The organism is Pannonibacter sp. CBAS1226 (assembly GCF_055685825.1).
Map to the genome: position 1 here is coordinate 1 of NZ_JBVOUO010000023.1, position 10582 is coordinate 10582.

Annotated in this window: 12 protein-coding genes and 2 pseudogenes; 11 read left to right on the plus strand and 3 right to left on the minus strand. The window is 63.0% G+C overall.

What is annotated here, in order from left to right:
• Positions 1-544 (plus strand): annotated as a pseudogene (locus AC0CMF_RS24960) (methylase); the annotation flags it as partial.
• 3 nt (positions 545-547) lie between these two features.
• Positions 548-1579 carry a DUF7146 domain-containing protein gene (locus tag AC0CMF_RS24965; RefSeq protein WP_323034365.1) on the plus strand — a complete coding sequence of 344 codons (1032 nt, stop codon included), beginning with the start codon at positions 548-550 and terminating at the stop codon, positions 1577-1579.
• A 76-nt stretch (positions 1580-1655) separates the two neighbouring features.
• Here the strand turns inward: AC0CMF_RS24965 and AC0CMF_RS24970 are convergent, their stop codons facing one another.
• Complete coding sequence (locus AC0CMF_RS24970) at positions 1656-2267, minus strand: recombinase family protein (RefSeq protein WP_038148987.1); 612 nt, start codon at positions 2265-2267, stop codon at positions 1656-1658.
• A gap of 125 nt (positions 2268-2392) precedes the next feature.
• Between AC0CMF_RS24970 and AC0CMF_RS24975 the strand changes: the two genes are divergently transcribed.
• Positions 2393-5278 (plus strand): Tn3 family transposase, encoded by a 2886-nt coding sequence (locus AC0CMF_RS24975; protein ID WP_001138082.1) that lies wholly within the window; start codon positions 2393-2395, stop codon positions 5276-5278.
• Here AC0CMF_RS24975 and AC0CMF_RS24980 read toward each other — a convergent pair.
• On the minus strand, positions 5247-6587 hold the full coding sequence (locus AC0CMF_RS24980) for a tyrosine-type recombinase/integrase (RefSeq protein ID WP_472482551.1): 1341 nt from the start codon (positions 6585-6587) through the stop codon (positions 5247-5249). The two genes, AC0CMF_RS24975 and AC0CMF_RS24980, sit on opposite strands and share 32 nt — an antisense overlap.
• Here AC0CMF_RS24980 and AC0CMF_RS24985 point away from each other — a divergent pair.
• The 7 genes and pseudogenes from AC0CMF_RS24985 to AC0CMF_RS25015 form a co-directional block, all read left to right on the plus strand.
• Positions 6519-6824 (plus strand): annotated as a pseudogene (locus tag AC0CMF_RS24985) (DUF6915 family protein); the annotation flags it as partial. The gene AC0CMF_RS24980 and the pseudogene AC0CMF_RS24985 sit on opposite strands and share 69 nt — an antisense overlap.
• Position 6825: 1 nt before the next feature.
• Positions 6826-7023: a hypothetical protein gene (locus AC0CMF_RS24990; protein ID WP_472482552.1), complete on the plus strand. Its 198-nt coding sequence runs from the start codon at positions 6826-6828 to the stop codon at positions 7021-7023.
• Between the two features lie 75 nt (positions 7024-7098).
• Positions 7099-7518, plus strand: coding sequence for a hypothetical protein (locus AC0CMF_RS24995; protein WP_472482553.1), 420 nt, complete (start codon positions 7099-7101; stop codon positions 7516-7518).
• Positions 7511-8155, plus strand: coding sequence for an antitoxin of toxin-antitoxin stability system (locus tag AC0CMF_RS25000; RefSeq protein ID WP_472482554.1), 645 nt, complete (start codon positions 7511-7513; stop codon positions 8153-8155). Before AC0CMF_RS24995 ends, AC0CMF_RS25000 begins: the two co-directional genes overlap by 8 nt.
• A 68-nt stretch (positions 8156-8223) precedes the next feature.
• Complete coding sequence (locus AC0CMF_RS25005) at positions 8224-8613, plus strand: antitoxin Xre-like helix-turn-helix domain-containing protein (RefSeq protein ID WP_472482555.1); 390 nt, start codon at positions 8224-8226, stop codon at positions 8611-8613.
• Positions 8610-9311, plus strand: coding sequence for an RES family NAD+ phosphorylase (locus AC0CMF_RS25010; RefSeq protein WP_472482556.1), 702 nt, complete (start codon positions 8610-8612; stop codon positions 9309-9311). Before AC0CMF_RS25005 ends, AC0CMF_RS25010 begins: the two co-directional genes overlap by 4 nt.
• 37 nt (positions 9312-9348) lie before the next feature.
• Complete coding sequence (locus AC0CMF_RS25015; RefSeq protein WP_472482557.1) at positions 9349-9807, plus strand: type II toxin -antitoxin system TacA 1-like antitoxin; 459 nt, start codon at positions 9349-9351, stop codon at positions 9805-9807.
• Between the two features lie 117 nt (positions 9808-9924).
• On the opposite strand, the gene AC0CMF_RS25020 is transcribed toward AC0CMF_RS25015, so the two are convergent.
• Entirely contained in the window at positions 9925-10221 is a 297-nt protein-coding gene (locus tag AC0CMF_RS25020) for a hypothetical protein (RefSeq protein WP_472482558.1), read from the minus strand.
• A 177-nt stretch (positions 10222-10398) separates the two neighbouring features.
• Here AC0CMF_RS25020 and AC0CMF_RS25025 point away from each other — a divergent pair.
• Positions 10399-10582, plus strand: a 184-nt coding sequence (locus AC0CMF_RS25025; RefSeq protein ID WP_472482559.1) for a hypothetical protein, incomplete at its 3' end; no start/stop codon positions are given.

A 10582-nucleotide genomic window follows, 5' to 3' on the forward strand; every position in this document is an offset into this window, starting at 1 on the left:
CATGGACGACACTCACTGGCTGGAAGCCGACCGTGCGGCCTTCACCGCCGCATGGAATTCCGAACTGGCTGAAGTACCCGAGTTCTCGGAATCCACGCTGCACATCGTGGCGGGCCTGCTCCTGCCGATCTGGAAGCAGCTCCCCCAGGACGAAACCCGCGTCTACCGGCTGCAGACCGACGACGGCCAGCGCATCATCGGCCGCCGCGTCTCGCCCGCCTGGGTCGCGACCACGCTGGCAGATGACGCCCCAAGGCTTACGGCGGCGCAGGTCCATGCCCTCGCTCTCGAGGGCATGACGGTCGTGCGCTTGGCAGAAGGGATGGAACTCCACCGCTCCCGCGTCATGGGCGTGAACCGGATCGAGCTCTCCGGCTTCACCGAGGCCGCCAAGGACCGGCTCAAAGCCGATGGCTTCTTCTCGGAGATCATCAGCTGGAAGCTGCGCCTGTTCTGCCCCACCGATGCCAGCGGCATTGCCGTGCTGGATCGTCTGCTTGCACGTTGTCCTGTGACGGGACTACATGCACGCGGAGGGTGTTGAGCCATGTATTCCGAGACCGAAGAGGTGATCCGCGCTCTGGCGGAAAATGCCGAAGGCGTCTGTCGCGCCTACCTTCCCGCCGGACGGCGGGAAGGGTCCTACTGGATCGTGGGCGATCTGCAGAACAACCCTGGCCGGTCGCTCTTCGTGCGGCTGACGGGGCCTGCGTCCGGACCAGGTGCCGCCGGCAAGTTCACCGACGGTGCCACGGGCGAACATGGTGATCTCCTCGATATCATCCGCGATAGGACCGGGATATCGCGCTTTCCCGATCTTCTGGCCGAGGCCCGGGCGCATCTTGGCCGTCCGCAGCCGGTCCTCCTGGATGTGCCAGTGCAAAGGAAGGCCAAAGCCCCTGGTGGCACACCAGCGGCGGCGACGCGCTTGTTTGCAGCCTCGGTGCCGGTCGCAGGCACGCTTGCCGACACCTACCTCCGCTCCCGGGGCTTGACCCAAGGCGGCGTGATGAGCGCGCTGCGCTTCCACCCGAAGTGCTGGCATCGGGATGAGGGTCAGACCCGGAGCCTCCCCAGACCGGCGCTGATCGCTGCGGTCACCGATGGGGCAGGGGCCTTGCAGGGTGTGCATCGCACTTGGTTGGCACCTGACGGACAGGGAAAGGCGTGGGTCGAGACGCAGCGGCGAGCCATGGGTCACCTCCTCGGCAATGCCGTCAGGCTGACCCCGTGTGACGACATCCTCGTGGTCGGCGAAGGCATCGAGACCATGCTGTCCCTTGTCGAGGCCGTGCCCGGCCTTCCCGTCTGGGCAGCGCTTTCGTCGGGTCACCTCGGGGCGGTCCTGTTGCCGGAGGGGGTGCGACGCCTCTACATCGCCATCGACCGCGATCCGGCGGGGCGGGGCGCGGCAGAGAGGTTGAGCGCCAGAGCAAACGAGGTCGGGATTGCCGTTCGGGTGCTGGAACCGCTTCTCGGGGATTTCAACGATGATCTCCGGGCGAACGGCAAGGAGGCACTGCGCCAGCATCTGGCATGTCAGATCGGGCCAGAGGATCGGCATCGCCTGTCAGGCTGATCCGCATCGCGCAAGGGGAGCTCTGGGCGTGCGGGGCAGGGGTGGGGTCTGCTGCCGGACGGTGCTAAATCCTACGCTAAGCCGATAAAACGCGCCTTCCGTGGTCCCTGAGGTTTCCGTTGGCATCGACGTAGCGATAGAGGGTCACCGGTTTGACGCCCAGCTCGGCCGCGAGGGCGGCGACTGAGGTGTCCCTGTTTGACATGGCCGCTTGGGCCAGGCGGACCTGAGCCTTGGTCAGTGCGAACTTTCGCCCGCCTTTTCGACCGCGCGCCCGGGCGGCTGCGAGACCTGCCATGGTGCGTTCCCGGATCAGGTCGCGCTCGAACTCCGCCAGGGTCGCGAAGATGCCGAAGATCATGCGACCGGCCGAGGTGGTGGTGTCGATTTCAGCGCCTTGACCAGTCAGCACGCGCAAGCCGATGCCGCGATCCGACAGGTCGCGCACGGTGTTGACCAAGTGGGTCAGCGTGCGCCCGAGCCTGTCCAGCTTCCAGACCACGAGAACATCCCCTTCCCGCAATGACCGCAGGCAGGCCTCCAGTCCTGGGCGATCATCGCGTGCGCCGGATGCCTGATCTTCGTAAATGCGTTCCGCGGGCACTCCTGCGGCGATCAGGGCGTCGCGCTGGAGATCCAGAGACTGCGACCCGTCAGCCTTGGAGATGCGTGCGTAGCCGATCAACATGTTTCACAAACGTTGGTTTGAGGCGGCGCTTCGGCCACGATTGCATTGACCTCTGGAAATGTATCTCAACCAGCTTCATAAACAAAGCGTCTTGAACGCTATCAGATTTTGAAAAAGGAACATGTATGCCGCGTCGCGTCACTCTAACCGATCGGCAGAAAGACGCGCTGTTGCGCTTGCCGACTTCACAGACGGATTTGCTCAAGCACTATACGCTGAGTGATGAAGACCTTGGGCATATCAGGCTGCGTCGGCGCGCTCACAACAGGTTCGGCTTCGCCCTGCAATTGTGTGTCCTGCGCTATCCCGGCCGGGTGCTGGCTCCAGGCGAACTGATCCCTGCAGAGGTCATCGAATTTATCGGAGCGCAGCTTGGCCTGGGTGCCGACGATCTCGTAGACTATGCTGCCCGCGAGGAAACACGGCACGAGCATCTTGCCGAGTTACGGGGGCTCTACGGCTTCCGCACCTTCTCCGGACGTGGTGCGAGCGAGCTGAAGGAATGGTTGTTCCGAGAAGCCGAGATGGCGGTGTCGAACGAGGATATCGCCCGTCGCTTCGTAGCCGAGTGCCGACGCACCCGCACTGTCCTTCCCGCGACATCCACGATCGAGCGGCTTTGTGCCGCGGCTCTCGTCGATGCCGAGCGACGCATCGAGACGAGGATCGCCAGTCGGCTGCCTATGTCGATCCGAGAACAGTTGCTGGCATTGCTCGAGGAGACGGCTGATGATCGGGTGACCCGTTTTGTGTGGCTGCGCCAGTTCGAGCCTGGCTCGAACTCTTCGTCGGCCAACCGGCTGCTCGACCGGCTCGAATATCTGCAACGCATCGATCTCCCCGAGGATCTGCTTGCCGGCGTTCCTGCCCATCGGGTGACTCGTCTGCGCAGGCAGGGTGAACGGTATTATGCCGACGGCATGCGCGATCTCCCGGAGGACAGGCGGCTTGCGATCTTGGCTGTTTGCGTCTCGGAATGGCAGGCGATGTTGGCCGACGCAGTGGTCGAAACCCACGACCGGATCGTCGGCCGTCTCTACCGTGCTTCGGAGCGTATTTGCCATGCAAAGGTCGCAGACGAAGCGGGGGTGGTGCGTGACACCCTGAAATCCTTCGCCGAGATCGGGGGCGCCCTGGTCGATGCACAGGATGATGGCCAGCCGCTGGGCGATGTCATCGCGAGTGGGTCAGGGTGGGACGGCTTAAAAACCCTTGTTGCAATGGCAACCAGGCTGACCGCCACCATGGCCGACGATCCGCTCAATCATGTGCTCGACGGTTATCACCGCTTCCGCCGATACGCTCCACGCATGTTGCGCCTGCTCGATCTGCGAGCTGCGCCCGTTGCACTGCCGCTTCTGGAAGCGGTGACGGCCCTTCGTACCGGTTTGAACGATGCCGCGATGACCAGCTTCTTGCGGCCCAGCTCGAAATGGCATCGCCACCTTCGGGCCCAGAGGGCTGGCGACGCTCGCCTATGGGAGATCGCGGTGCTGTTCCATCTGCGCGATGCGTTCCGCTCCGGAGATGTCTGGCTTACTAGGTCCCGGCGCTATGGCGATCTGAAACACGCACTCGTTCCGGCACAATCCATCGCGGAAGGCGGTCGTCTCGCTGTGCCATTGCGGCCGGAGGAATGGCTGGCAGACCGGCAAGCTCGCCTCGACATGCGGTTGCGCGAGCTTGGCCGTGCCGCTCGCGCAGGCACGATCCCGGGCGGGTCGATTGAAAACGGCGTTCTGCATATCGAGAAACTCGAAGCCGCCGCGCCGACAGGCGCCGAAGATCTGGTGCTCGATCTCTACAAGCAGATCCCGCCCACGCGCATCACCGATCTCCTGCTGGAGGTGGATGCGGCGACCGGCTTCACCGAAGCGTTCACCCATCTGCGCACAGGAGCACCCTGCGCTGACCGGATCGGGCTAATGAACGTTATCTTGGCGGAAGGGATCAACCTCGGCTTGCGCAAAATGGCGGATGCGACAAACACCCACACCTTCTGGGAATTGATCCGCATTGGACGGTGGCATGTCGAGGGCGAAGCCTATGACCGGGCGCTGGCCATGGTGGTCGAGGCACAGGCAGCGTTACCCATGGCCCGGTTCTGGGGCATGGGCACGTCGGCTTCGAGCGACGGACAGTTCTTCGTCGCTACAGAGCAAGGTGAGGCCATGAACCTGGTCAACGCGAAATATGGCAATACCCCGGGCCTGAAAGCCTATAGCCACGTCTCCGACCAATATGCGCCGTTCGCAACCCAGGTGATTCCTGCAACGGCAAGCGAAGCGCCTTACATCCTCGATGGCCTGCTGATGAACGATGCTGGACGCCATATCCGCGAGCAGTTCACCGACACGGGCGGCTTCACCGATCACGTCTTTGCCGCATGTGCCATTCTCGGCTACCGGTTCGCTCCGCGCATCCGCGACCTGCCATCCAAACGGCTCTACGCGTTCAATCCGTCGGCCGCCCCGGCGCACCTGCGAGCGTTGATCGGCGGAAAGGTCAACCAAGCCATGATCGAGCGCAATTGGCCCGACATCCTGCGCATCGCCGCCACCATTGCTGCCGGGACCGTCGCGCCAAGCCAGATTCTGCGGAAACTCGCCTCCTATCCGCGGCAGAACGAGCTCGCGACAGCCCTGCGGGAAGTCGGTCGCGTCGAGCGCACCCTGTTCATGATCGACTGGATTCTGGATGCCGAACTCCAACGGCGTGCCCAGATCGGGCTCAACAAAGGCGAAGCTCATCATGCGCTGAAGCGGGCAATCAGCTTCCACCGCCGCGGTGAAATCCGCGACCGTTCCGCCGAAGGCCAGCATTACCGCATCGCCGGCATGAATCTGCTCGCCGCCATCATCATCTTCTGGAACACCATGAAGCTCGGCGAGGTCGTTGCAAACCAGAAACGCGATGGAAAGCTGCTATCGCCCGATCTCTTGGCCCATGTTTCGCCGCTCGGATGGGAACACATCAATCTCACCGGAGAATATCGCTGGCCAAAGCCTTAGCGTAGGATTCCGCCCCCTCCCGCAAACGACCCCCTTCACCCCGCGCCGGGCGATCAAGGCCGAGGGCCCGCCGGTATTCGGTCACGACCACGGCATCGGAGACCCTAGTATAAATCTTCGTCGATTCCGGGGATGCATGGCCCAAGCGCTTCTGCAGGGTCAGCTCTCGCATCCCCGCCTCCCACATGCGTGTCGCGTGGGTGTGGCGGAGTGCATGGGGGGTCATCCACTGTTCTCGGATCCCGGCGCGGTCGCAAGCACGGGCAAATAGACGGGCCAGCGCAGAATAGGACAACGGATCCTTACGATTTGCGCCTCCCCCGCCTACGAGGAAAACGAACAGCGCTTCGGCATCGTGAGGCCGTTCATGCATGACGTACGTGTTCAGTGTTTCTAGGGTCTCGCCATCGTGCAAATCGACTATGCGCTCGACGCGGGACTTCGATCTCGCGCCCTTTGGATGATCGTCGCAGCAGCGGACGAAGATGCGACGACGCCCGTAGCTTATGTCTTTCATCTGCAATCCAAGGACCTCCCCTGGGCGTAGGCCACCATTCAACATGAGCAAGATCAGGCTGCGGTCGCGGAGATTGCGGGTGGCGGCCAGTAAGCTTTCAACCTGATATTGGCTCATCGGTCGGGGGAGCCGTTGCACCGTTTTCAGGCGCAATTCTCTGATCTCAGGCTTATGCCGCGAAATACCTGCCAGAAAAGGTTTGTGTCGGTCGCTCACCCGCCAGGAAGTCCGATCCTGCCTTCTGACTATGGGGTTTGGCCCGCTGAACGCTCCTGTGAAAATCGCCCAGCGATAGAAGGCGTCGACCGCCACGAGGATGCGATTGATCGTGGCGGCTGAAAGGCCCTGCCGAACGGCAGCCCCCTCGCTGACCACGATTCTGATCGAAGTATCCCGGCGCTTGCGGTTGGCGTGTACCGACCGGAGGTACTCGAGGAATGCGGCCGAGAGTTCGGGGGAGAAGGAGGTCCAGTGAATTCCTTGGGTTGAGAGAAAGGTCCAGAGATGAATGAGGTCGCGTGCATAGGCAAGGGCGGTGTTCGGCGAATACGCCTTCGCCCCCAGATAGCCGACAAAACTGCAGATTGGGTCGACTGCGTTGCCGTCCATATCTGTCACAAGAATGGTCGCGCCACCGTCGGCGCCTGTCAGTTTGAACATCTGCGCCTCGATGGTTTTGTGGGTCGTAACGGTCAGCATAGGGCAAAACGCCACCGTCGGCATGCTGTCCACATAATCGACGCCTCGAAATCGATAACTGCGGACTTTCGGCACCGGGCGCTCCGCCACCATGCCGAGGGCATCTTCATGGCCGAGACGATCTTCGGTAGCACCCTCACACTCTCGACCGGGCGCATTATCCCGACCCGTTGGGTCGGCGAGCAGCATGTGAAGGAAGACCTCGGCTTCATCCCGAGTTTTGCCGACTGGGTGAAAGCCATCCGGCCCGAGCCCTGGATGGGTCGGGCCGAGCGGATCGAGGCGCTGGTCGATCCGCATCTCGCCTCGCCCGTGGTCGAGGTCGCCTGAGATGGCCGATCCGGCCTATCAGCGCCTCGGCTTGCCCATGACGGCGTCGCCCTATGCGGTCCTGCGGGCGGCGGTCCGGGCACTTCACCCCGACACGCGCGTGGTTCGCGGCTTCCGGGCCGCGCGCAAGCGCTTCTATCGGCAGATGCTCTGCGCGCATGCCGCGCGACAGGCGGCGGGCGACAGTTCCACAGGCTAATCGCCCCCGACTACCCCTTCATCTCAATCGAGTGCCCGGCCTCTCGGCCGGGTCTTTCCCATTCAGGAGGTCCCCATGGCGGATCACTTCTCCCATTTCTCGTGCCTGCTCGACGTTTGCACCCCCGACAAAGCTGCCCGCGCGCTCGCCCTGTTCCAGAGCTTGCGTGCTGCGGATCAGGACGCCGATGAACCGGAAGTCGCAGGCCTTGACCTCGTGCGCCAGGACGCGCCCGAGGGCAGCACCCTCTGGATCCATGACGACGAGCACGGCGATGTCGCAGCCGTCATCCGCTTCGTGTTGCGCCTCGCCGAAGAGCTCGACCTGACCGGCCTCTGGGGGTTCCAGTACGCCCTGACCTGTTCTCGGCCCCGCCTCGATGCCTTCGGCGGCGGCGCGCATGTCATCGATCTCGGTGCCCGCAAATCCATCGGCTGGACGAGCAGTCAGGAATGGCTCGCCGCCGCGCTGAACGGGGAGGACGCACATGCCTGAGGTCATCTGCACCACCGTCTACCAGTTCCCCGAACTCTCGGAGGCCGCCAAGGAAAAGGCGCGCAGTTGGTATCGCGAGCTTGGCCCCCATGACGATTGGTGGGACGCGGTCTATGAGGACTTCGAGCGGGTCTGCGAAATCCTCGGCATTCGCCTGAAGACCACACCCGTCCGCCTGATGGGCGGCGGGACACGGGCCAAACCCTGCATCTGGTTCTCCGGGTTCTGGAGCCAGGGCGACGGGGCGTGCTTCGAGGGCTACTGGTCCCACGCCAAGGGCGCCGCCGCGCGCATCCGGGACTACGCCCCGAGCGACGCGGCGCTGCATGGCATCGCTGATCGGCTGCAGGCCATCCAGCGACCGAACTTCTACCAGCTTGCCGCCGAGATCAGCCACCGCGGTCGCTACTACCACGAATTCACCATGTCCCTGGACGTCACCCGCGATAGCCCGACCTGGCAGCCGCCGACCGAGGATGCCGAGGAGACTGTGACCGAGGCGCTGCGTGATCTGGCCCGCTGGCTTTACCGCCAGCTTCAGGTTGAATACGACCACCTGACCTCGGACGAGGCCATCGAGGAGGGGATCATTGTCAACGAGTACACATTCACCGAAGGAGGGCGCCGCTTCGGGTGAGACAGCACGGTTCATTTGATCTTTACAATGAGGCCATATGATCTATGTTGATGCCAATGGAGGACGCCATGTACGTTGCTGAGAAAATCCGGGAACCTGCACAGGTTAACGCCGTCGCGTTGAAGGCCTACGCGCGCGTGGCCGACGCCTGGGGTCTCAGCCTCAAGGAAGCGGCTGGCCTGGCCGACATGTCAGAGAGCACATGGAAGCGCGCCAAGAAGCCGGATTTCGCGGGGGAACTGACCAAGGATCAACTGCTGCGGCTCAGTGCGGTGATCGGCATCTACAAGTCGCTCGAACTCTACTTCTCCGAACCGCTCGCGCGAAGCTGGTTCACCCGACCGAACACCGGCCCGCTGTTCGGGGGCAACCGTCCCGTAGACACAGCCATCGACGGGGGTTTACCGCAGATCCTGGCGGTGCGGACCTATCTTGATGCGTTGCGTGGTGGGGCATGAAGCAGACCGAGATTTCCGATCGTGGTCTCGTTCGCCTACTGCCCGCCACCTACCATAAGCCACCGTCCTTGCGGGGTCTCGTCGATACCGATGACGAGATGGAGATCTTGGCCGAGATCGAGGGACTGACCAGCGGCCGTCTTCTGGCGGAACGTGGTCGCAACCCGCATCTGGACCCGCGCGAGCTCGCCTGGCAGCGCCGGAGCCACGATTTGCGCATCTATGGCGACAGTCATGTCAACGCCGCGTTCACCTATACCCGCGTCGGCGGAAACCGCTTCAACACCGAGGAGCGCGGCGCGTGGTATTGCGCTTGGGACGTGATGGTGTCCGTCAGCGAAGTGGCCTGGCACCGCACACGCGAACTCGGCTTTACCGGCAGCTTCCATGACAGCGCTCGCTATGTTGAACTGCTGGCGGATTTCATCGGCGTCTTCGATGATCTGACCGATGAGCCGGAACACCCAGCGCTGCATCCCGATCCGGCTGTCGGCTATCCCGAGGGCCAGAGCCTCGCCCAACATCTGCGTCGAGTGGGATCCCGCGGTCTGATCTACCCTTCGGTCCGTGCTCCTGCGCCGGGCGGGAATTGCCTCGTCTGCTTCGAGCCCCACGCCATCCAGAACGTCCGGCCGGGTGCATCCTGGGATCTTGTTTGGGATGGGACGCCGCACTACTCGGTTACGGCTGTCGGCTGACGAGTTACAGCGCAAGCGCCCTTGGAGGCCCGAAGAAATGAAGCCTGCAAACGACAACAGCGCGGACGTCACAACCTTGAAGCCATGCGACCATCAGGCATTCTTCGAGGTTTTGGACTCTCCGCCCTCACCGACGGAAGCGTTACGGGCAGCATTTCGCCGGATGAAAGAGAGGTCACTCCGGCAAAACACATGGCTTCCAAAGATGAACCGAGTCCGCCGGTCTTCTGGGCTTCCCATATACGCGCTGAGTACGGCGACGCCTCTGCCCCAAGAGACCACTATAGTTCTCTTTGATCAGGATGCTTTTCCAGCGTTATGGACGCTCCAATATCACCATTTTCAAAGAACTGAGGGACTAGCCCCAAGTGGAGGAAGATCTGAAGACGCTGGGCCGAGAGACGACTACGACTTGCGGGGGTTGCCGAAGGTCGCAGCGGTGTATTTCCTGACGTGCCGCCGGGACCAGGCCTTGGTCCTTCGGACAGGAGTTTGACCGAGACTGATGTCCCGAAGGGCCAGTATGCCAACCTACAGGTTGGCAATTACGCTCGGTTTGCCAAGCTGCGGTATGGCAGAAGCTCCGGAAGGCCGGAGACAGCCGGTGCCGTCCTCACTTGTTCCCGTCGATCCACTTGGACATCAGCCCCTTGTCGCGGAAGCATTCGTCCGGGACGGCGCGGCGCTTGATGCGGGCGAGTTTCTCCGCGAATGCCACCTGCTTGGACGTGGGCAGCCGGTCCATGTCCGATACCGGCTTCAGCTGGGTCTGCGCCTCGATCCAGGCGCTGAGCGACCGGCGGTCCTTCTGAACCTCCCAGGGCAGGAGGGTCTGGTTGCGCAGGGCGAGCGACCGCGCATAGGCGATCTGCTTCGGTGTCGCGGGCAGGGCGCGCGTGGTGCTGTCCATCGTGAAACTCCCTTGCTGGCTTGGCTTTCAATATAGAACAAAACAGGAACAAAATCAAGCCGAGCCTCTGGGACGCGTCGGTTCGAGAGGGAGAGATGGGCCGGGGAAGACCAGGCCTGAGGGTGCCCGAGAGAGGGTGTCCGGGCCTGATCCTCTCCCTCATTCCGGAGCTTCCCGATGACCTATCTCGCGCCTGTTGCGCCTCCCGTGCCTGTTCCATCTCGCGATCCCGCGCTCTCGATCCTCGCCGTCGCCGAAGCGCTGCAGCCCGATTTGGCTCAGGGCTTCCAGATCGACGTGCTGCGCCTGCGGCTTGAGATGGAGCGCGCCTTTGGCGGCTCCGATGCCGATGGCGCGTGGG

Coding starts and splice junctions, on each gene's coding strand:
- AC0CMF_RS24965 (WP_323034365.1), top strand. CDS start 548: ATGTATTCCGAGACCGAAGAGGTGATCCGCGCTCTGGCGGAAAATGCC.
- AC0CMF_RS24970 (WP_038148987.1), bottom strand. CDS start 2,267: ATGTTGATCGGCTACGCACGCATCTCCAAGGCTGACGGGTCGCAGTCT.
- AC0CMF_RS24975 (WP_001138082.1), top strand. CDS start 2,393: ATGCCGCGTCGCGTCACTCTAACCGATCGGCAGAAAGACGCGCTGTTG.
- AC0CMF_RS24980 (WP_472482551.1), bottom strand. CDS start 6,587: ATGGTGGCGGAGCGCCCGGTGCCGAAAGTCCGCAGTTATCGATTTCGA.
- AC0CMF_RS24990 (WP_472482552.1), top strand. CDS start 6,826: ATGGCCGATCCGGCCTATCAGCGCCTCGGCTTGCCCATGACGGCGTCG.
- AC0CMF_RS24995 (WP_472482553.1), top strand. CDS start 7,099: ATGGCGGATCACTTCTCCCATTTCTCGTGCCTGCTCGACGTTTGCACC.
- AC0CMF_RS25000 (WP_472482554.1), top strand. CDS start 7,511: ATGCCTGAGGTCATCTGCACCACCGTCTACCAGTTCCCCGAACTCTCG.
- AC0CMF_RS25005 (WP_472482555.1), top strand. CDS start 8,224: ATGTACGTTGCTGAGAAAATCCGGGAACCTGCACAGGTTAACGCCGTC.
- AC0CMF_RS25010 (WP_472482556.1), top strand. CDS start 8,610: ATGAAGCAGACCGAGATTTCCGATCGTGGTCTCGTTCGCCTACTGCCC.
- AC0CMF_RS25015 (WP_472482557.1), top strand. CDS start 9,349: ATGAAGCCTGCAAACGACAACAGCGCGGACGTCACAACCTTGAAGCCA.
- AC0CMF_RS25020 (WP_472482558.1), bottom strand. CDS start 10,221: ATGGACAGCACCACGCGCGCCCTGCCCGCGACACCGAAGCAGATCGCC.